11 protein-coding genes are annotated in these 21,494 nt (G+C 77.1%); all 11 read left to right on the forward strand.

Going from position 1 to position 21,494, the window contains the following annotated elements; translation table 11 throughout:
• Positions 1-28 precede the first annotated feature (28 nt).
• The 11 genes from ACFVGY_RS28020 (at position 29) to ACFVGY_RS28070 (ending at position 21,448) form a co-directional block, all read left to right on the forward strand.
• Entirely contained in the window at positions 29-2,839 is a 2,811-nt protein-coding gene (locus ACFVGY_RS28020) for a hypothetical protein (protein ID WP_385682003.1), read from the forward strand.
• Between the two features lie 66 nt (positions 2,840-2,905).
• Positions 2,906-3,421 carry a GPW/gp25 family protein gene (locus tag ACFVGY_RS28025; RefSeq protein WP_385682005.1) on the forward strand — a complete coding sequence of 172 codons (516 nt, stop codon included), beginning with the start codon at positions 2,906-2,908 and terminating at the stop codon, positions 3,419-3,421.
• A 19-nt stretch (positions 3,422-3,440) separates the two neighbouring features.
• Positions 3,441-5,618 (forward strand): putative baseplate assembly protein, encoded by a 2,178-nt coding sequence (locus ACFVGY_RS28030; RefSeq protein WP_385682007.1) that lies wholly within the window; start codon positions 3,441-3,443, stop codon positions 5,616-5,618.
• The gene (locus ACFVGY_RS28035; RefSeq protein ID WP_385682009.1) at positions 5,618-7,849 is read left to right on the forward strand and encodes a phage tail protein; all 2,232 of its coding nucleotides are present in this window, start codon (positions 5,618-5,620) and stop codon (positions 7,847-7,849) included. Before ACFVGY_RS28030 ends, ACFVGY_RS28035 begins: the two co-directional genes overlap by 1 nt.
• Positions 7,850-8,087: 238 nt before the next feature.
• Complete coding sequence (locus tag ACFVGY_RS28040) at positions 8,088-10,019, forward strand: hypothetical protein (protein ID WP_385682011.1); 1,932 nt, start codon at positions 8,088-8,090, stop codon at positions 10,017-10,019.
• A complete protein-coding gene (locus tag ACFVGY_RS28045) occupies positions 10,012-12,105 on the forward strand; it encodes an AAA family ATPase (RefSeq protein ID WP_385682013.1) in 2,094 nt (697 codons plus the stop codon). Before ACFVGY_RS28040 ends, ACFVGY_RS28045 begins: the two co-directional genes overlap by 8 nt.
• Entirely contained in the window at positions 12,102-13,532 is a 1,431-nt protein-coding gene (locus ACFVGY_RS28050) for a hypothetical protein (RefSeq protein WP_385682015.1), read from the forward strand. Before ACFVGY_RS28045 ends, ACFVGY_RS28050 begins: the two co-directional genes overlap by 4 nt.
• A complete protein-coding gene (locus tag ACFVGY_RS28055; protein ID WP_385682017.1) occupies positions 13,529-15,055 on the forward strand; it encodes a hypothetical protein in 1,527 nt (508 codons plus the stop codon). Before ACFVGY_RS28050 ends, ACFVGY_RS28055 begins: the two co-directional genes overlap by 4 nt.
• A 78-nt stretch (positions 15,056-15,133) precedes the next feature.
• The gene (locus tag ACFVGY_RS28060; protein WP_385682019.1) at positions 15,134-15,928 is read left to right on the forward strand and encodes a BTAD domain-containing putative transcriptional regulator; all 795 of its coding nucleotides are present in this window, start codon (positions 15,134-15,136) and stop codon (positions 15,926-15,928) included.
• 20 nt (positions 15,929-15,948) lie between these two features.
• Positions 15,949-19,317, forward strand: coding sequence for a DUF3376 domain-containing protein (locus ACFVGY_RS28065; protein WP_385682021.1), 3,369 nt, complete (start codon positions 15,949-15,951; stop codon positions 19,315-19,317).
• A gap of 55 nt (positions 19,318-19,372) precedes the next feature.
• Positions 19,373-21,448: a SpoIIE family protein phosphatase gene (locus ACFVGY_RS28070; RefSeq protein WP_385682023.1), complete on the forward strand. Its 2,076-nt coding sequence runs from the start codon at positions 19,373-19,375 to the stop codon at positions 21,446-21,448.
• Positions 21,449-21,494: the final 46 nt, after the last annotated feature.

The raw sequence follows: 21,494 nt of genomic DNA on the forward strand, positions 1-21,494 counted from the left end.
TCTTGCTTTGAGTGCGGATGCGACTGATGTGTTTCCGAGACTGGCCGCGCGCGCCGCCACCGCCGGGCCCGGCGGGGCCGCACCGCCCGCCCGGCTCGCGGACGAGCTCGCCCGCGCCCTGCCCGCCCCCGCCCCCGACATGCCCAAGGAGGAACTGGCCCTGGAGGGCGGCGCCCCGCTCGCCCCGTCGCCCGCCGTCGCCGCGTACCTGGAGCAGAAGGGGCCCGCGGGCGGGCCGGTCCGCGTCCGCCTCGGGCACACCGCCGCCGGCATCCTGCACCTGCGCTCCACCGACCGGGGCCCGGCCACGGCCGCCGGCGGCGCGTTCCAGCCGGTGCCGCTCCTGCTCCCGTTCCTGCTGCCGCTGCGGACCGCCGGCATCGAGCCGGTCCTCGCCGTCCGCGTCCATGACGGCGTCCTGCAAGGACACGCCTCGGTGGTGGTGCAGGGCACCCTGATCGCCGGCCACCGCGCCCTCCTCGACCGGATCGCGAGCTGCGCCCGGGTCCTCGGCTGGCTCGGCGTCAGCGGCCTGAAGCTGCCCGGCGCGGAGAACGAACTGCGCGGCCCGACGCTGGTGGTGAAGGCCACCGGCATGGGCTTCACCCTCGGAGGCTTCCTCACCGCCTCCGGCAGCTTCGGCCTCACCGGCGACACCGTCACCTTCGACGCCGTCGCCCGCGGCACGGTCGCCGGCCTCGGCTCGGTGGAGGTCCCGGTGGTCCGCGGCCCGGACGGCGCGCTGTCCGGCAGCGCCTCCGTGGACGTGGCGCTGCGCGGCTTCACCGGGCAGGTGACGGCCGCGTACGCGAGCGGGGCGGTCGACGTCCGGGGCACCGTCGGCTACGCCAACGACCGGTTCGACGGCCAGGTGACTTTCGTCGCCACCGACCCGGCGACCGCACGGGAACTGACGGACAGCCGGCTCGCCGAACAGGTGAAGACCGCCCCGATCGTCACGGGCGAGCCGGCTCCCGCGCAGGCGGCCGCCACCGGGGCCCCCGACGGGGCCGCCGGGCCGCGCCCCGGCCCCCGCGTCCTCGCCGGCTGGGGCACGGTCACGGTCCGGCTGGCCGACTGGCTGGGCGGCGAGGCCCTGGTCGTGGTCGACCACCGCGGCGACGTGACCGTCGTCGGCAAGATCGTGCCGCGGATGGACAAACCGCTCTTCGAGCAGAAGGACTTCGTCAAACAGCTCGCCCGGTTCGAGGTCCGCACGCTCTACGGCGTCCCGCTCGTCGGCAACGTCTTCCTCTTCGCCGGCATCGGCCTGGAAGCCGTCGCCACGATCGGGCCCGCGACCCTCGACCGCATGGAGCTCACCGGCACCTGGTCCACCAAACCCGAGGTCCTCAAGGACTTCGGCCTGACCGGCACCCTCAACGTCTCCGCCTTCGCCGGACTGCGCCTGAAGGCCGAGGGCGGCGCCGGCCTCCAACTCCTCGGCCACGACATCAAGGCGGGCGTCGCGCTGCACGCCCTCGCCGGCGTCCGCGGCTACGTGGAGGCCACGCCCCGCATCGGATTCCGCGAGGTCGCCGACCCGAAGGCCGGCAAACGCGGGGAGTTCTTCCTCGCCGGGCACATGGAGATCGCCGCCCAGCCCTTCCTGGCGCTCGGCGGGGACCTCTTCGTCGAGCTCGACAGCCCCTGGTGGTCGCCCGCCCCGGACAAGCGGTGGGACTGGCCGGTGGGACGGCTGGAGTACCCGCTGTCCGGGGAGTTCGGCATCGGGGCGGACGTGGAGCACGTCCTCGGCTCCGGGAAGGTCCCCGAAGTCGCCTTCAGCGACGTCAAGTTCAGCCCCGACAAGTTCATGAGCGACCTGGTCAACGACAGGGTCCCGGCGAAGTCGGCCGCGGACGAGCAGAAGAAGGGCGCCTGGAAGGAGCCCGGCACCCCCGGCACCCCCGGCACCACCGGATCCCCCGGCGGTGCCGGCCCGGGGGCCGGCCCGGCCCCGGGTGCCCCGGCCGCCGCCCCCGCCGGGGCCCCCACGGCCCCCTCCCGGCCGACCGCCCGCCGAGCGCCGGCCGCGGGACCCGGCCCGGTTCCGGCGGCACCTCGCAAGGACCCCGCCGACGTTCCCTCCCCGGCCAAGCAGACCCGCTGGCTCTCGGGGCTCCAGGCCCTGGGACGGATCGCGCAGAAGTCGCACGCCCACCCGTACGAGGAGGCCGACCTTCGCGCCGAACTCGCCGGAGTCCGCAGGACGTACGGGTTCAGCGTGCTGGAGCCCGAGCTGCACGAGGGAAAGTGGCACGTCACGGCGGCCATGAGCCCGAAGGCGCAGAAGCTTCCGCTCATCGACGCCGCCCCGAAGGGCACGGCGAAGGACGCGGCGAAGGAGGCGGCGAAGGAGGCGGTGAAGGACGCGGTGAAGGGATCGCAGAAGGAGGGCGGCAAGGCCGGCGTCGACCGCCGCGACCCGAAGGAGCTGCCCGACTTCCACGGAGGCCGCTACGACGAGCTGAAGAACCCGAAGACCGGACTCAACTACGCCGGCACCGAGATCAACCACATCCCCCCGCACAGCGTCACCAAGCAGGTCAGCACGGTCTCGTACGGCCGCGGCCCGGCCATCCAGATGGACCGCCAGGACCACCGGGGGCGCAAGAACCCCGACGGCAACTGGAGTTCTCATCCGCGGGCGCTGAGCACGGGCAGTTGGACGGAGTCCAAGGAGCACCGCGCCCGGCAGCTGGAGCTGATGGAGGCCGAGCGGTTCAAGCAGGCGGTCCGGCTGGACGTCAACGACATCCGGTCCAAGTTCGGCGCCAAGTACGACGGCGCCCTCAACGAGATGAAGCCCGCGCTGCGCGCCGAGGGCTGGTGGTGACCGGTGGCCGCGGCCCGTGGCAGCGGGGGAGACGGCGCGGTGACGCCCGTCGCGCAGCATGGAGCCATGGCAGCATCTGACGCCCTGACATACGCCCCCGGCGGCGGCCCGCTCCCCGCGGCCGGGCCCGCGGGCGAGGCCTGGTCCGGGACCGGGATCCGGTTCCCGCTGCGGCCGCAGGGCGGCGACGGCGGCGACGGCGGCCCGGGTGGCGGAGGCGGCCCGGGGGAGGGAGGCGGCCCGGGCGATGGAGGCGGCCGGCTCGGCTGGGTGGCGGGCAGTGCCGCGATACGCCAGTCCGTGGAGACCATCCTCGACACCGAGCCCGGCGAACGCGTCATGCGCCCCACCTTCGGCTGCGGACTGCGCCGCCACCTCATGGCCCCCAACACCCCCGCCACCCGCGCTGCGATCGCCGCCGAGATAGGCGAGGCCCTCGCCGCCTGGGAGCCCCGTATCCAGGTCACCGAGGTCTCCGTGACCCCGGGGGAGGAGCCGACCCTGGTGTGGATCGACATCGCCTACGTACGACTGCTCGACCTGCGCCCGGACAATCTCGTCTACCCCTTCTACCTGCGATAGAGGGCCGGGTGACGACGCCATGCCGCTGATCGGCCCCATCCTCGACGACCGCACCTTCGAACAGCTCCGCGACGAGCTGGTCAAACGGATCCCCGTCTACGCCCCCGAGTGGACCGACCACAACGCCGGCGACCCCGGCATCGCCCTCCTCGAACTCTTCGCCCACCTCGGCGAGTCACTGCTCTTCCGCTTCAACCAGATCCCCGACGCCACGAAGGTCGCCTTCCTCCGGCTGCTCGGCGTACGCCCCCGCCCCGCGCTCACCGCCCGCACCCTCCTCACCCTGCGCACCGAGCGTCCCGATGGGGTCCAGGTGCTGCGCGGCACCGAGGCCCGGGCCGGCGCCGTCCCCTTCGAAACCGACAACGAGACCGTCGCCTGGCCCCTGGACGTCCTCGCCGCCGGCAAGACCCCCGTCGCCCCCGCCCCGCCCGGCAGCGGGGAGAGCCGCCGCCGGGACAACGCCGTCGAGGCCCTCCCCAAGGCCGACCGCGACCGCGTCGCCGCCGGCGCACCCGTCGTCTTCTACACCACCACCGAGGCCCCCGCCGATCCGCTCGACCCCGACCGGCCACCCCTCGACGTCAGCACCACCCTCGACCAGAGCCTGTGGATCGCCCTCCTCGCCCGCCCCGCCACCGACCCCGCCCGGCTGCGCGGCCAGACCGTCTTCCTCGGCGTCGTCCCCGACGAGGAACTCCGCCGCCCCTACGACCTGGTGGCCCGGGACCCCCGCGACCCCACCCGGCTGCGCGCCGGCGACCTGCTGAACGCCCCGCCCGGCTTCCTGTGGGAACTGTGGAACGGGCCCGGGGCCCGTACCCCCTTCACCCCCCTCGCCGTGCTCGGCGACACCACCCGCGGCCTCACCACCGCCGGCGTCGTCAGCGTCGCCCTGCCCACCGCCTTCCCCACCCACCCCCAGGGGCAGGCCGGAACCGGCGGACCGAACAGCCCTCCGACGCCGGCCGACGAGCAGACCGCCGCCCGCGTCCTCGGCTGGCTGCGCGTACGCCGCCCCACCGGGGAGAACGACGCCATCCACCGCATCCGGTGGGTCGGCGTCAACGCAGTCGGAGCCGTCCAGGCCCGCACCGCCGCACCCGAACTCCTCGGCACCGGCACCGCCGAGGCCGGACAGGTCCACCGACTCACCCAGCGCCCCGTCCTCCCCGGCAGCGTCCGCCTGGAGGTCGAAGAACCCGACGGCTGGCAGCCCTGGACCGAGGTCGAGGACTTCGCCGCCAGCGGCCCCCTCGACCGGCACTACACCCTCGAACCCGACGCCGGCCTCGTCCGCTTCGGCAACCGCGGCCGGCTGCCCCGGATCGGCGAACGCATCCGCGTCCTCGGCTACCGGTACGGCGGCGGCGCCGCCGGCAACGTCCCGGCCGGCGCGATCACCGCCCTCACCGGGGTCTCCGGCGTCCAGGCCGGCAACCCGCTCCCCGCCGCAGGCGGCGCCGACCCCGCCTCCCTCGCCGACGCCCTCGAAGCGCTGCCCGCCGAGGTACACCGCCGCGACCGCGCCGTCACCGCCGACGACTACCGTGCCCTCGCCCTCGAAGTCCCTGGCGTACGGCGCGCCGAGACCCTGCCCCTGCTCCACCCCGACACCCCCGGCCGGCCCGCCGCCGGCGTCGTCAGCGTGCTCGTCTTCCCCGCCGAGGACCTCCGCGACCCCGGCGCGCCGCTGCCCGACCTCGCGCTGCTGCGGCAGGTGGCCGCGTACCTCAACCCCAGGCGCCCGGTCACCGCCGAGCTGTACGTCATCCCGCCCACGTACGTGGACATCGCCGTCTCCGTCGGCATCCGGACCCGGGAGGGCTACCAGCCCGACGCCGTGCGCCGCTGGACCGAGCTGATCCTGCGCCAGTACCTGGCCCCACTGCCGCCGTACGGGCCCGACGGCGCCGGCTGGCCGCTCGGCCGGGCCGTGCGGCGCGCCGAGCTGGAGGCCGTCGCCGTCCAGGTGGAGGGGCTGGAGTACCTCGACGGCGAACTCGCCCTGGCCCGGCGCGGCCCCGCCGGCTGGACCCCGCTGCCGCTCGTCCCGCTGAACCCGTGGGAGGTGCCCCGGCTCGCCGAGATCACCGTCGTCACCGGCAGCCCGCTGCCCGTCGGCGCCGGCTACGGCACCCCGCCCGCGCCGCCCGGAGACCCCGTCGTCGTACCGCTCCCCCCGGAGGTGTGCTGATGCACGGCGACCGCACCACCGCCCTGATCGCCGACCCGGACCAGTGGGTGCGCTGCCGCCACGAGTCCACCGCCCTGCTCGACGGCGGCGGCGTCCAACTCGCCTGGGAACCGGAGCCCGAGCCCGAGCCGGAGCCCGGGCCCGGGCCCGTGACCGGAACCGGAACCGGATCCGGGACGGCGGGCCCCGCGCCCGCCTCCGCATCCGCGTACGGCGCCGCGTACGGCCCGGCCGGGCTCGCCTTCGACCGATGGGGCCGCGCCTACCGCTCCCAGCCGCGCGCCGGCCGCGTCGACGTCCTCCCGCCCGGCGCCACCGCTGCCGCCCCCGCACCCGCCCCCCACCGGCCCGGCACCCTCTGCGTCCCCCGCGGGCTCGCCGTCGACGCCGGCCAGCGGCTCCACATCGCCGAGTCCGGCGGCGCCGCCGTCCACGTCGTCGACCTGTGGGGCGAACGGCTGCTGCGCCGCGTCCCCGTCCGCACCGCCGCCCACCCGCACCGCCGCCCCCTCGACGTCACCGCCCACTGCGGGGCCGTCGCCGTCCTCGTCACCCGGCCCGCCGGAATCCTCCTCCTCCAAGGCCGCCGCGGCCCCCTGCGCGGTCCCGCCCTGCACCGCCCGCCCGGCGCCGACGGCCTGCGCCCCACCCGGATCGCCGACCACGCCGGACACCTGTACGTCCTGTGGACCGGGCCCGCGGGCCCGGCCGGCGCGGCCGCCGTCATCGCCCGCGCCGACGGCACCCGCCCGCTCACCGTCGGCGGGGCCACCGACCTCGACCTGACCCCCGACGGCACCCTCGTCGTCGCCCGCACCCCCGGCCGCCCGTTCCGCCGCTTCCGCCCCGACGGAACCACCGCCTGGGCCGAGCTCGAACCGCTGCGCGCCCCCGACTACGACGGCGGCGCCCTGACCGTGGACCCCGACGGCCGCACCGCGTTCACCACCGCCGCCGGCATCGCCCGTACCGCGGGAGCCGCCGCCCGGTACACCCCCACCGGCACCGTGATCTGTTACCGCCTCGACGCCGGCGAGTACCGCATCCGCTGGGGCCGCCTCTTCCTCGACGCCTGCATCCCGCCCGGCACCGACGTCCGGGTCAGCTTCCTCACCGACGACGAGGACACCGTCCCCGACCCGCTGCCCTGGCAGCCCCCCGTCCGTGGACCGCGGGCCGTCCACCGCCCCGACCTCACCCCGCCCCTGCCCTCCCGCGCCGGACACGCCGCCCGGCTCCCCGCCCCCGCACCCCTGTTCCGGCGGCCCACCGGACGCGAACTGCCCTGGGCGCAGATCGATCCCGACGACGCCTACGAGACCTACGAGGCCCCCGTCCAGGCCCCGCCCGGCCGCTACCTGTGGATCGTGCTCCGCCTGACCGGCACCCTCCGCCTCACCCCCCGCGTCCGGGCCCTGCGCGTCGAACGGCCCGGGCACCGGCTGTCGGCGACCCTGCCCAGGGCCTGGAGCCGGGACGAGACCCACGCCGCCTTCCTGCACCGCTTCCTCGCCCCCGCCGAGGGAATGCTGCACGAGATGGACTCCCGCGCCGCCCTGCGCACCCTGCTCCTCGACCCCCGGACCACCCCGCAGGAGGCCCTCGGTTGGCTGGCCGGACTGCTCGGCCTGGCCCTGGACCGGCGCTGGCCCGTGGCCGCCCGCCGCGAACTCATCGCCCAGGCGTACGACCTCTTCCGCATCCGCGGCACCGCCGCCTGCCTGGAACGCATCCTGCGGCTCTACCTGCCCGTGCCCGTCAGCGTGGTGGAGCACTGGCGGCTCCGCGGACTCGCCGGCGCCGTCCTCGGCACCGCCCCCGGCGGGCCGCCCGCCCCCGCCGTCGGCGGCGCGGCCGCCACCTCCGGGGCGCTGGGCCGGTTCACCGTCGGCGGCACCCGGCCCGGCGAGGACGGCTACACCGCCACCGCGCACCGCTTCAGCGTCCTCATCCCCGCGGCCCCGACCCCCGCCCAACTGGACGTCGTACGCGGCATCGTGGAATCCCAGAAGCCGGCCCACACCCGCGTCGACATCTGCCCCCTCGGCACCGGCATGCGCATCGGCCGCACCCTCCACCTCGGCCTCACCTCGGTCGTCGGCCCCGGCGCCGCCTGGGCCCCGGCCGTCGCCGGCCACCTCACGCTGGGCACGAACGCCGTCGTCGGCGTTCCGGCCCAGGGATCCCGCATCGGCGAAACCACCATCTCCGGGGCGGTGCGCGTCGGATGACCCACCACCACCCCGCCGTCGTCCCACTGCCCGGCGGCACCACACACGGCACGGTCGCGCTCCCCCCGGACGCGCGCAGTGCACCCCCGCACGGCAGCGCAGGCGTGGACGCACGCCGCCCCGGCGCGTCAGCAGCGCGGCGGGCGGACGTACGGGGCCGGCCAGGGGCGGTCTGCGGCGCGGACCGGACGGGTGGGCCGGGCGGGGGAGCCGTCGGAACCGGGGCGGGGTGGGTACGGTGAGCGGCGGGCGGCCGGGGGACGGGCGGCCGGAGGCCGCCGCGGGGCCGGAGGTGGTCGTCGGCCGGTTGTCCGCCACCCTGCGGTACGACCCGGGAGGGGTGCCGCCCGCGGCGGACCGGTTGCGCGGGCCGCTGCGGCACGCCGTCGCCGGCCACCTGGAGGCGGCCCTGCGCGCCCTCGCCCTGCCGCCCGGGCGGTGGTGCCTGGCCCGGCTCGACCTGACCGTTCCCCTCGACCTGGACCGCCCCGACACGGCGCTCGCCCACGACTGGTCCCGCGCGGTCGCCGAGGCGATCGCGCGGACGGTACGGGAGGACCGGGGCCCCGCCGTCCACTACCGCAACGACGCCGACCTGCTCGCCGACGCCGTCACCGGCCTCGCCACCGGGCGCCACGAACGGCTGTGGGCCTGGCGCCAGACCGGCCTGGTCCGCCCCGAGGACCCCGCGCCCGCGGCGGCCCCCGGCGCGGCGGTGCTCGCCGTGCTGGAACGCCACCCGCACCAGGCCGCCGCCACCGTGCTCCGCGCCGCCGAGCGCTGCGGGGCGGCCGCACTGGACCGGGCCCTGGGGCGCCGCGGCTGGCAGCGGCTGGCCGCGCTCGTGACCGGCGCCGCCCCGACCCCGCCCGGCGACACGGACCCCGCCCCCGCCCTGCGCACGCTGGCCCGCACCCTGCTCGCCGGATCCCGGTTCGCCGCCCTCGTGCGGGCCGCCCGGCTACGCCCGGCCGAACCGACCGCGGCCGCCTGGGCCGTGCTCGTCCTCGCCGAGACCGACCCCGCCGCGCTGCACCGGGCCGAGGCACGCCCCGGCCTGCACCGCCTCCTCACCGAGGCCCTGTACGCGCCTGGCGCCACGACCGCCCGGACCGATGTCGAACAGCGCCCCTCAGCGGCGGAGTCAGGGCCCGACGGTCCCGCCCGCCCCGCGGCTGCCGGGCCGGCCGGACCCGAGGCGCCGCCCGGGGGCGTGGTCGAGCAGGCCGGGGGAGCCCCGCCCGCCCCGCCGGAGCCCGTCGGCCCCGGCCGCTGCGCCCCCGCGCCGGACACGCCCGCCGGGCGGGCAACCGTGCGCGCCCCGGAGCGGGACGACTGCCCGGCGGCGGACCCGTCGCGGGGATCCGTCCCCGAGCCGGCCTCCGGGCCGTCGGCCGAGGGCGTGCCGTCCGACTGGGCCGGGCTGCTGTTCCTGCTGGCGACGGCCGCCGGGGCCGGCCTTCCGGACCGGGTCCTGGACGACCCCGTCCTCGCCGCACGGCCGTTGCCCTGGGTGCTGTACACCGCCGCACGCACCCTCGTGCCCGCCGTCCCCGCGGGCGACCCGGCCGCCCTGGCCCTCGCCGGCCTCGACCGGAGCCGGGCCGTCCGCGTTCTGGGCGCCGAGCCGCCCACCCCGGCTGAACAGGCCCGGGTCGACGCACTCGCCGCCTCCTGGGCCCGGGCCACCGCCGCCCGGCTGGCCCCAACGGCCCAGCCGGCCACCCCCGTTGCAGCGTCCAATCCCGCCGCCCCCGCCCCCGCTCCCGCTCCCGCTCCCGCCCCCGCCGCTCCCCCCGCTTCCGCCCCCGCCGCCCCGGCACGGCCGGAGCCGCCCGTCTCGGACGACCCCGCTGCCGCCCCCCGCCCGGATTCGGGTTCGCCGCACCGTGCGTGCACACCGCCCGCTCCGGCCGCCGCCATCCCTGACACCCCGCTCGGCCGGGCGCCTTCCACCGCATCATCAGCCGTGGCACCGGCCGGGGCGGACGAGCGGCGGGTCGTGGCGGCGGTGGCTCGGCGGCGGGGGCGGGTGGTGGCCGAGGCGGGGTGGGTCGAGGTGGTGCTGGCCGCCGGGGACGCCGATCCGCGGGTCCGGCGGGCGGGGTTGGACCTGGATCCGGGCTGGGTCGGCTGGCTGGGGGCCGTCGTGAGGTACCGCTATGTCTGACCGCATCAGCCGTGACCTGTCGGTCCGGGCCGCCGCCGTGGCCGTACGGGTCGCGGAACTGCTGGAGACCACGTGCAGCGAGGAGGCCGGCGCCGAGCCCGCCGCCTTCCTGCGCGACTGGGCCGCGGCCGCCGAGCGCCGCGCTCCCGGTCCGACCCCCGCCACCGCCCCCGGCCCGGACGCCGAGAGCGCGCCGCTCGACCGGCTCGTGCGCTGCTACGGGCTCGGCGTGCTCGAAACGGAGCTCGTGCTGTTCGCCGGGCTCCCCGAGGAACACGAGGGCCTCGCCCGGACGTTCCGCACCATGCATCCGGCCGGCGCCCCGCACCCCAGCGTCGGCCTCGCCGGGCTGCTCGTCGACTGCGCCGGCAGCCGCAGCTCCGCGGGCGCCCGGACCGCCGCCCCGGACCGGGTGGCCCTGCGCCGGCTGCTCCACGAAGGTCCCGCCGTACGGGCCGGGCTGCTCGCGCTGACCGGCGACGGCCCCTTCCACGAGCGCTCGCTGACCCTCGCCGACCAGCTGTGGGAGGCCCTGCACGGCCACCCCGCCCGGCCCGCGGCGCTGGAGCCGGCCGACGCCGGCCCGCCCGTCCCCGGCCTCGACGGCTGGCTCGCCCTGCCCGAGAGCGTCCGGGCGGTCGCCGCGCTCCGCTCCCGCGAACCCCGCACCCTGCTCGTCAGCGCCCGCGACGAAACCGTCGCCCTCAGCCGCTGCGCGGCCCTTGCCGCCGCCGCCGGTCTCGACGTGTTCGCCGCCCGCGCCCGCCCCGAAGACCCGGCGGCCATCGGCCTGCTGGGACTGCACGCCGCCGTACGGGGCGCCGTACCGCTGCTGGTGGTGGCCGCGCCGCCGGCCGGGGCGGGCCCGGTCACCCCGGCCGTGGACCGCGTTCCGGGCCCGCTGCTGGTGTGTGCCGCGCCCGGCGCCGTACGTCCCGGGCCGCAGCGGCCCGTGCTCACCGTGCCCGTCGGCCCGGTCGGCGTGGCGGACCGGCGCCGGGCCTGGCAGGCGGCGCTGCCCGGAGCCCCCGGCCGGGCCCCGGAGCTGGCGGCCCGTCACCCCCTGGACCCGGCGCTCACCGCACAGGTGGCCCTCGACGTGCGCAGCCGGGCCGCCCTCGCCGGCCCGGGCAACGGCCCCGACGGCCGCCCGGACGTGTCCGGTGCCATCCGGGCCCGGGCCGGGGCCCTGCTTCCCCCGGGCGTCGACCTGGTCGGGCCGAGCGCCCGCTGGTCGCGGCTCGTCCTCTCCGCGGAGGCCGACGGCCAACTGCGGGACGCCGTCGCGCGGCTGCGCCACCAGGCGCTCGTCCTCGACGACTGGCGGCTGCGGGAGGCCGCCCGGGCCGCACGCGGCGTACGGCTGCTGCTGACCGGCCCGCCCGGCACCGGCAAGTCCCTCGCCGCCGAGGTGCTGGCCACCGAGGCCGGCCGGGACCTGCTGGTCGTCGACGGATCCGAGCTGGTCTCCAAGTACATCGGCGAAACGGAGAAGAACCTCGCGGCCTGCTTCGAGGCGGCCGAGCGCACCCAGGCGGTGTTCCTGCTGGACGAGGCAGACGCCCTGTTCGGCACCCGCACCGAGATCTCCGAGGCGAACGACCGGTTCGCGAACATGGAGACCGCGTACCTGCTCCAGCGGCTGGACCGGTTCGACGGCCTGGCCGTCCTGACGACCAACCTGCGGCAGAACATCGACGCGGCCTTCATCCGCCGCATGGACTTCGTCGTGGAGTTCCCGCTGCCCGACGATACGGGCCGGCACCGCATGTGGGACCTGCACCTGCCGCGCGCCCTGCGGGACGCCGACGTCGACCTGGCCGCACTCGCGCAGTGCTACCCGGTGCCCGGCGGCTGGATCCGCAACGCCGCGATCGGGGCGGCGTTCCGGGCGGCCGACGAGGCAGGACCGGTCCGGCAGGCCCACCTGGCCGATGCGATGCGGCGCGAGTACGGCAAGGCGGGCCGGCCCTTCCCCGGGGATCCGGTCACCCCGGGCGGCGCCGGCGCGGACCGCCGGGCCGCGCAGGCCCTGGCCGCGGCAGACACGGCGAGCGACACGCTCACCCGGAAGGAGAACCCATGACGGCCCTCGGCACCGGCGGCACCCCGTGCGGCTGCGGCTGCAGCGGCGGCGGCCCGTCCGCCCCGGACCTGCCCACCGGACCCTCGCCCGGAAGCGGCCCCTGCGGCCCCGGACCCTGCGGCGGGGAGGAACTGCCCGCCAACCCCTTCCTCGCCCTGCGCGTGGCCTTCGGCATGCTCCTCGGCGAGGACGACTTCCGCGTCCTGATGGGGAATCCGCGCGGCAAGCTCATGCTCCACAACGCCTGGTTGCACGGGCCGGGCGTCATCTGGGGCCTGGGGGTCGCGCGGGACGGCGACGAACTGGCCGTACTGCCCGGGCTGGCCCTGGACGGCCTGGGCCGCGAACTCGACCTGGAGGCGCGGTGGTGCCTCTCCCTGACGCAGTGGGCGAGGGACTGGGCCGAACAGCACCCCACCGAGCCGACGCCGGAACCCGTCGCCCGCACCGCCGAGGCCTGGATCGTCGCCGAGTTCGCGTCCTGCCCCGACCGCCCGGTGCCGGCCCTGGCCGACCCCTGCGACGTGACGCGCCGCCACGACGACTTCTCCCGGACCGTCGAGACGGCGGCGGTCACCGTCCGCTCCCGTCCGCCCGAACCCTGGCGCCCGTACCACCGCGTACGGGTCCTCCTCGGCCTCGACGAGGCCGGCGAGGGCGACGCCGCCGGCCGCGAGGCGCTGCGCGAGGCCGCCGAGGTCGCCCGGGTCCCCGCCCACCTGCGGGCCCCGGCCCTGCTCGCCGCGTTCCGCCGGCTCGCCGCCGCCGACGCCACCGAGCAGGCGCCGCGGTGCGAGGAGGGCGACGCCTGCCCGCCCCGGGCGCCCGTGACCGAGGAGCACGCGGCGGTCGTCCTCGCCCGCCTCACCGTCGCGTTCACCGAGTACGACGGCTGCGTACGCGTCGAGGAGGTGCGCGTCGACCCCTCCGTGCGCACCGCCGTCCTGCCCACCACCACCCTCCAGGAACTGGCCTGCGGCCTCGCCCCCGGACTCGTCGGCGCCGTTCCCGAGGCCGACGCGGGAGGCCCCCGCCTGATCCGCGACTCCCTCGCCTGGAGCCGCGAGCACACCGTGCTCACCTTCGACGTCACCGCCCCCCTCGCCCCCGGCTGCGCGGAACCGGGAGGCGTCGAGATCACCTCGCTCTCCGACACCGGCCGCGGCTGGGCGACCGACGACGTCGCCGGGATCGGCATCTCCGCCCACGGCCGCCGGGTACGGGTCGACCTCGACCAGCGGCCCGCGTACGAGACCGTCCGCATCCGCATCCGCGGCACCGGCCCCACGCCGCTGTACGGCGACGCGCCCCGCGCTCCCTTCGCCGGCCCGGCCGGCGGGCCGCCGGGCACCCTCGACGAGGGCCACGACGCCGTCGTCACCGTCCACCTGCCGCGCGGGACGGCTCCCGAAAGGACCGAGGAATGACGATCACCGAAGGAACCGCCGACGGCGGGATCGACCGGCTCAACGCCTTCGACGGCCTGTTCCTGCGCGCCGAACACCTCAACCTCATCCAGGACTACGCCCGGGAACTCGCCCTCGCCGTCGGCGCCTGCGCCGGCCCGGGCACCGTCGAGGGCTACGAGGTCACCGTCCAGGACGGCACGCTCCGCGTCGGAGCCGGTCTCGCCGTCAACGCCGAGGGGCGGCCGCTGCGCTCCGAGCGGCTGGTGACGCTCCCGCTCACCGGCCTGAAGCCCGGCCTCGACGGGTTCTGGTGGGTCGAGGTCGCCCCCGCCACCCGGGACCACGGGGAGGCTCCGGTCCAGGGCAGCTACTGCGACGACCCGTGCTCCGGGACGGGCACGACCCGGCACCCGTACACCGCCGAGGGAGTGCGGATCCGGCTGGTGGAGGACACCGAGCGCGGCCTCGACGGCCAACTCCCCGCCGCCCGCCGCAACTTCCTCGCCTCCCGGGTCTTCGGGGCCGAGCGCACGGCGCACTCCGCCTGGCCGTACGGCACCGCCGCCGCCACCCTGCCGCGCAGCTGGGGGCCGCCGGCCGCCGCCCCGAGCCGGTCGGCGGCCGTCCGCCTCGCGGTGCTGCTGCGCGTCCCCGGTACGGCCGACGGCTTCGAGGTGGACGTGTGGACCGCCCGCCGGGACCGGGGCGCGGCCCCGCCGTACCGGTACGGGCAGTCGCGGCTCGGGATGCGCCCCTGGGACGTCTACATCGCCCAGATCCTGCAGTTCCAGAGCCAGTTGGCGCAGGTGCTGGCGGCCCGGGAGGCGCAGGGGGCGTCAGGGGCGTCGGGGGCGCCGGGGGCGACGGGCCCTCGAGAGGGGCCGGGGGCCGGGTCCGCGGCCGCCGGTCCCGGGATCGGGCCGCTGTTGGAGCAGCTCGCCCTCCTCGGCGACCAGCAGTTCCTGCGGACCCGTACCAAGGACCAGCTCGGCCGCGAGGTGGCCCGGATCGTCGCCGGCCTCGGCGCGCACGGCGGCCCCGCCGCGGTCGCGCCGCCCCCGGCGGCGGCCGAAGGCCCGTACTCGCTGGAGCAGTTGGGCATCGTCGAACTGCCGCCCGCCGGGTACCTGCCGGTCCGCGCCGACGAACCCGAGGAGGGGGACGGGGACGGAGGAGGCGGGGACGGAGGGGACGGAGGGGACGGGGACGGAGGGGACGGGGACGTGGACCGCAGCGTCCCCGGCCGGATCGAGACCCTGCTCGGGCAGCAGGCGTACCTGCGGTACTGCCGGTGCGGTCCGGCGGACATCGCCGAGGCCGTCGAGGAGGCCCGCAACCGCGACCGGATCCGCCTCGACACCCCCTCCTTCCTCGACGTCCTGGTGCCCGTCGACGAGGAGGGGGAGCCCGCCGGCGACTGGGTCGCCTTCGTCCGCAGCCGCCGCCGCATCTGCTACAGCCCCGGCAGCGCGGGCACCGCCGCGGACCGGGGGGCCGAGAACCGGGGGGCCGCGAACCGGGGGGCCGCGAACCGGGGGTGAACTGTTGCACTCGGTGACTGATCCGTGACGGTCTGCGCATAGCATGGGCGGTCGGACTTCTCTGCGGGAGGACCGCCCATGAACCAGCAGTTCCTCGAGTCTCCGTCCCGTGTTCCCGGGGCGGGTGAGGCGCCGATGCTCCATCTCCTCGGCGGCCCGCGCGTGGTCCACCAGGGGAGATGGCTGGACGTTCCGGAAGGGGGGAAGCGACTGCTCGCGTTCGTCGCGCTCCACGGGGGCCGGGTCGAACGCAGGCATGCCGCGGGCACGCTGTGGCCGTCCGGGGACGACCTGAGGGCGGCGGGGAACCTGCGGTCCGCGCTGTGGCGGCTCAAGGCCGCCGGCATCGACCTGCTCGACTCCGACAAGTGCTCGCTCTCCGTCCGTGAGCACACCGTGGTCGACCTGTACGTGCTGTACGGCTGGGCCGGACGGCTCATCAACGGCACCGCCACCGCCCAGGACCTCTCCCCGCTGAAATGGCGCACCGACGCCCTCGACCTGCTCCCGGGCTGGTACGACGACTGGGTGCTGCTGGAGCGCGAACGGGTGCGCCAGCGGTTGCTGCACGCACTGGAGGCCCTCAGCCGCGAGTTGGGCCGCGTCGGACGGCATGCCGAGGCGGTGGAATCCGCGCTGGTCGCGGTCAGTGCCGAACCGCTGCGCGAGAGCGCCCAGCGGGCCCTGATACAGGCACACTTGGCAGAGGGCAACCTGGTGGAGGCCATGCGGGCGTACGACACCTACCGCAACCTCGTCCGGCGCGAACTCGGCGTGGACCCCGGGCGCGAACTCTCGGCACTCATACGCGACTTCTGCCGCGCCGCGACCCGCTCCCGCGAGGTCCTCGCCGCCCGGGTGCGACACGCCTGATCCCGAGCCAAGCTGGGGGCATGAGCGACGACCCACGGGGCGGGCGCAGCTCCGAGCTGCGGCTCGCCCTCGCGATGCGGGGCGGGGTCAGCCTCGCCGTGTGGATGGGCGGGGCCTGTTGCGAAACGGCGGCCCTGAGGGCGGCGGCTCCGGCTGCGGCTCGGGCGGCGACGCCGGAGCCGGAAGCCGCCCCGGAGCCGGGCACCCCGGAGGACGGGAACCCGCAACGGGGGCAGGACGAAGGCCCGGACCGAAGCCCGGGCCGGGGCGGGGGAGAGGATCCGGCCCGGGGTCCCGGGCCGGGCGTCTACCGGGGCCTGCTCCAGGCCTGCGGCTACGACCACGTCGACATCGACGTCCTCGCCGGCACCAGCGCCGGCGGCCTCAACGGCGTCCTGATGGCCTGCCACCTCGTCTACGGCATGCCCTTCGGCAAGGGCGTCCGCGACCTGTGGCTGCGCCTGGGCGACCTCGAAGGGCTGCTCCGCCGCTCGACCCCGTTCCACGTACCGGCCTCGCTCCTGCGCGGCGACGAGGTCTTCTACCGGGAACTGCGCGCCTCCCTCGGCACGCTCGTCGACCAGGCCCCGCGGGACTGGAAGGCCCCCGCCTCGCTCCGGCTGATCCTGACGGCGACCCGGCTGCGGCCCCGCCGCGACTGGGTGCGCCCCACCCTGGGCCGGCCGCTGCTGGTGGGCCGGTCCAACGCCTACTTCCGCTTCCGGCACCGCAGCGCCCTGACCGACTTCCCCGACGACACCACCGGCGCGGCCCGCGAGACCGCCCTGAACCGGCTCGCCTACGCCGCCCGCACCACCTCCTCCTTCCCCGGCGCCTTCGAACCGGGCCGCATGTACGTCGGCAACGGCGCCCAGCCGTTCACCGACCCGCTGCCCGTGGACATGCGGGGCGTCAGCAGCGAGACCGGCTACCCGGACGAGAACCTGGGCGGCTGCATCGAGCTCATGGACGGCGGGCTGCTCGACAACATCCCCGTCGCCTGGGCGGTCCGGGCCGTCGCCGCCGCCCCCGCCGACCGCCCGGCCGACCGGTGGCTGCTGTTCCTCCAGCCCGTCCCGCCGTTCCCACCGCCCCCGGAGCGGGGCACCCGACGCCGCGTCCCACGGCTCGTGCGGACCGCCGTGGCCTCCCTGGCGGTCAAGGCCGGCACCGAGTCCCTGCGCGACGACGCCCTGGAACTGCGGGCCGCCGAGGCCGCGGCCCAGCAGCGGCAGAGCGCCGCCGGGGTGCTGCCCCTGGCCCTGGAGGAGCTCCAGGCCGCGGCCCTGGCCCGGCTCCCCGCCTACCGCGCGAAGGTCGGCGCGGCCGAGGCCACCCGGCTGATCCGGCTCCTGGAGGACCCGGCCGAGGTGACCGGCCCGGACGGGCTGCCGCTGCCCGCCGGCCCCGGCCCGCTGGAGCCGCTCGACGCGACCGGTCAGGGCTCGGTCACCCTCTTCGGGCGGCTGCGCCGGCCGGAGACCGCCGCCGGCCTGGTGCTGCCCGAGGGGCCCGGCGCACTCCCCGAACCGGGCCGTTCCCCGCTGCCCCTGGCCCGTACGGTGCGGCTGCTCATGGACTGGGTACGGGCCTGGGAGTCCGGCGGCCCACCGGTGGATCCGGCCGTCGCCGAGGACCTGCGGCGGCGGCTCTACGCCTTCCGCTTCGCCGTCGCCACGGTGATCGCCGCGCGGGACCGCCTGCTGCTCGCCGCCTACCGCGACGAGCTCGCCCGGGGCCTGGTCCCCTCCGACGCAGCCGCCCCGTACCGGGCCGCCACCCGCAGCCTCGGCGCCCTGATGCCGGCCCTCCCGCCGCCCGGCGCCGACCCGGCGCAGTGGGACACCTGGTCGGTCAACCTGGCCCAGGCCGTGACCGGCGGCCCCCCGCCCCCCGCCTCCGCTCCCGTCGTGCTGCGCGCCGCCCCCGCCCCGCTCGCGGACGTCTACGCCGGCCTGTGGGAGCGGCTCGCCGACCTGGGCGCGACCATCGGCGCGGCCCTCCCGGCCGGCGTCGACGGCTACGAGGCCCTGGAGGAGGCCTCCGTCGCCCCGTTCCCGACCACGGCGGACGCCCTGGCCTTCGCCGAGGTGCTGCTCGGCCCGCTGCGCCCGGGCCCGCTGGCCGAGGCCGCCGACATCGCCTTCCACACCGTCTCCGCGGCCAACACCAGCTGGGCGACCGGCGCGGTCCTGCCCGGGGTGCCCCGGAACTCGCCGAAGGACCTGGTCAGGGCGAAGCTCAGCGGCAACCAGCTCAACAACTTCGCCGCGTTCCTCAGCGCCCGCTGGCGGATGAGCGACTGGACCTGGGGCCGCCTGGACGGCGCCGCCTCCCTCGTCTCCGTGGTCGCCACCGATCGGCGCCTGGAGGACGGGTTCGGGGGCATCGAGGACCTCACGGCCCTCGGGGAGAGCGTTGCCGGGGCGACCGGCCTCGGGTCGGCGTTCATGGAGGCCTGGGCCGCGGACGTCGTGGCCGCCCCCGAACTGCCGCCCTGGGACCGCGTACGGGGCGTCCTCACCCAGCTGCGCCAGCGCGAGATCCTCGACGAGGAACTGCCGCTCATCGCCGACCTGCACCGCACCGGCCCGCGCGGCGGCAACCGGCCGCCGGAGCCGCCGCCCGCCCCGCCGCCCCTGGAGCCCGACGCCTTCGACGGTGCGCTGGGCGCCTTCCGCGAGATCGGCGCCGAGGGCGTCGGCCGGCTGCTCCGGGCCCGCGACCCGCGCCGGTCCGCCCTGCGCGCCGGACTCGTCGCCTGGCCGGCCCTCCAGCCGACCGGCGGGGCCGGTGCCCGCCTCGTGCAGGGGGTGCTCGGAGCACTGAAACCGCTGGTCTACCTGCCCCTGCTGAGCGCGGTCCTGGCACCCTGGCACGCTCTGGCCGCCGCCGCGCTGATGTGGACCGGCATCGCCTTCAGCACCGGCCGGTGGTCCTCCCTCCTCGGGCACGTACCCGTCTGCCTGTACGCCATGGCAGCGCTGGCCGGCGCCGCGTGGCAGCTGATCCGCCCGGCCTGGCCGCGCAGGATCACCGCCCCCGTCCTCGCGGCCGGCCCGCCGCTCGCCCTGTGGCTGCTGCGCGGGCTCCACCCCCCGGACGTCGGCGCCGGCTGGCGCACGGTGATCGTCGGTGCCGCGTTCGCCCTGGCCGCGGGGGCCCTGCTGGACGTGGGCGCCGACCGGTGGGAGCAGCTGCTCCCCGCGGCGGCCGCCGCGGGCGTCGTGGCCGGGCTGATCCAGTTCGGGCGGGGCCCGCTCGGCGGCTGGTGGGGGGCGCTGATCCTGTACGCCGTCCTCTTCTGGGTGACGTTCGTCCTGCCCTGGCTGTACCCCCGGCCGCGCCCACAGGGCCCGCAGGGTGACGACGCAGGGCCCTCCCCCTGACGCTCGGATAGGGTGAATCGGTAGGAATCGGACCCCCCGGGGTGAGGTCGGTGCGGTGGACGCTTATCAGTCGACGAGCGAGGTCCCGGAGCAGCCGGCCGCGGCTGTCGGGTACGCGGGTGTGCTCCGGGAACTGCTGCCGATCGCCCTGTGGCGGGAGGACGCCGACGGCCGCGTCGTCGAATGGTCGCTGGCCGCCCAGGACCTGCTCGGCCACCGCCCCGAGGACATCCTGGGCCGCCCCGGCACCGAGGTCCTCGTCCCCGACGCCAACCGCGAGCTGGCCCACCAGCTGACCCGCCGCGTCCAGGCCGGCGAGACCGTCGTCGGCACCCTGCCCGTCCGCCACCGCGACGGCCACCGCGTCACGATGGAGATGTGGATCGTCCCCGCCGCCGACGCGCGGGGGCGCACCGGAGCCATGCTGATCGCGGTGGAGACCTCCGAGGTCCTGCGGATGCGGGACTCCCTCGCCGCCCTCCAGAGCCTGTTCACCCAGTCGCCCATCGGACTCGCCACCCTCGGCCCCGACCTGCGGTTCCTGCGGGTCAACGACGCCCTCGCCCGGATGAACGGCGTCAGCCCCGCCGGCCACGTCGGCAAGCGGCTCACCGAGGTCGTCCCCGGCGTCAACGCCGACGTCCTGGAGGCGACCATGCGGCAGGTCCTGGAACGCGGCACCGGCGTCGTCGACGTCCGCCGCACCGGCCGCACCCCCGCCGACCCCGACCACGACCACACCTGGTCCTGCTCCTACGCCCCGCTCCTCGACGCCTCCGGCCGCGCGCTGGGCGTGATCGCCTCCCTCATCGACATCACCGACAGCCAGCACGCCCAGATCGAGGCCGAACGGGCCCGGCGCCGCTTCGCCGTCCTCGCCGAGGCCGGCACCCGCATCGGCACCACCCTCGACCTGCGGCAGACCGCTGAGGAGATCGCCCAGGTCCTCGTGCCGCAGCTCGCCGACTCCGCCGACGTACAGCTGCTGGAGGCCGTCCTCGCCCCCGACGACGCGGCCGGCTCGCACCGCGGCGTCATGCGCCGCCTCGCGGCCGTCTTCCCCGACCCGAGCGCACCCACCGCGAAGCTGCTGCCCGGCCAGACCTTCAAGATCCCCGTCGGGACGGTGTACGAGCAGGTCATCGCCGCCGGCCGGCCCATGAACCTGTACCGCACCGACATCAACACCCTCATCCCGGACCCGCGCGCCGAGCCGCTGCGCGCCTACCTCGCCACCCTCGGCTCGGCCCGGCTGATCCCCCTGGTCGCCCGCGGCACCGTCCTCGGCGCCGTCACCGTGACCCGGCTGGCCAGCCGCGAGCCCTTCGACGAGCAGGACTGCATCCTGATCGACGAGGTCGTCGCCCGGGCCGCCCTCAACATCGACAACGCCCGGATGTACACCAACCAGCGCCGCGCCGCCCTCACCTTGCAGCGCAGCCTCAGCAACAGCGCGCTGCCCCGGGTGACCGGCCTGGAGCTGACCGGCCGCTACCTGCCCGCCAGCGACCACGACGTCGGCGGCGACTGGTACGACGTCATCCAGCTGCCCGGCGGCCGGACGGGCCTGGTCATCGGGGACGTCATGGGGCACGGCATCCACGCCGCGGCCGTCATGGGCCAGCTCCGCACGGCCGTGCGCACCCTGGCCCGGTACGGCGTCCCCCCGGCGCAGCTGCTGCGCTCCCTCGACGCCGTGGTGGCCGACCTCGGCGAGGACGAGATGGCCACCTGCGTGTACGCCGTCCACGACCCGGCCTCGGGCGGCTGCACCATCGCCCGCGCCGGCCACCCCCCGCCGGCCGTGGCCGCCGCCGGCGGGCAGGTCACCTTCCTCGACGGCCCGCCCGGCACCCCCCTGGGCACCGGCGGCCGCGAGTTCCGCACCGAGGAGGTGGCCCTGCCGCCCGGCAGCCTCCTCGTGCTCTACACCGACGGGCTCATCGAGGCCCGCGACCGCGACCTCGACCAGGGCATGGCCCAGCTCGGCTGGGTCCTGCGCGACCCGGCCGTCCCCCTGGACCGACTGTGCGACGCGGTGCTGACCCGGCTGCTGCCCACCGCCCCGCAGGACGACGTGGCCCTCTTGTTGGCCCGCACGGTCCTCGGCGGGCACCCGCCGCCCGACTAGCGCCGGCCCGGCCGGCCAGGCCGGCCCTTCCGGCTGGGCCAGCCGC

Origin of the sequence: Streptomyces sp. NPDC127106, assembly GCF_042677605.1 — a bacterium.
Classification (GTDB): domain Bacteria; phylum Actinomycetota; class Actinomycetes; order Streptomycetales; family Streptomycetaceae; genus Streptomyces.

What these genes read in the sequence shown, in the direction of transcription:
- ACFVGY_RS28025 (WP_385682005.1), top strand. Translation starts at nt 2,906, where the DNA reads ATGGCAGCATCTGACGCCCTGACATACGCCCCCGGCGGCGGCCCGCTC.
- ACFVGY_RS28030 (WP_385682007.1), top strand. Translation starts at nt 3,441, where the DNA reads ATGCCGCTGATCGGCCCCATCCTCGACGACCGCACCTTCGAACAGCTC.
- ACFVGY_RS28035 (WP_385682009.1), top strand. Translation starts at nt 5,618, where the DNA reads ATGCACGGCGACCGCACCACCGCCCTGATCGCCGACCCGGACCAGTGG.
- ACFVGY_RS28045 (WP_385682013.1), top strand. Translation starts at nt 10,012, where the DNA reads ATGTCTGACCGCATCAGCCGTGACCTGTCGGTCCGGGCCGCCGCCGTG.
- ACFVGY_RS28050 (WP_385682015.1), top strand. Translation starts at nt 12,102, where the DNA reads ATGACGGCCCTCGGCACCGGCGGCACCCCGTGCGGCTGCGGCTGCAGC.
- ACFVGY_RS28055 (WP_385682017.1), top strand. Translation starts at nt 13,529, where the DNA reads ATGACGATCACCGAAGGAACCGCCGACGGCGGGATCGACCGGCTCAAC.
- ACFVGY_RS28060 (WP_385682019.1), top strand. Translation starts at nt 15,134, where the DNA reads ATGAACCAGCAGTTCCTCGAGTCTCCGTCCCGTGTTCCCGGGGCGGGT.
- ACFVGY_RS28065 (WP_385682021.1), top strand. Translation starts at nt 15,949, where the DNA reads ATGAGCGACGACCCACGGGGCGGGCGCAGCTCCGAGCTGCGGCTCGCC.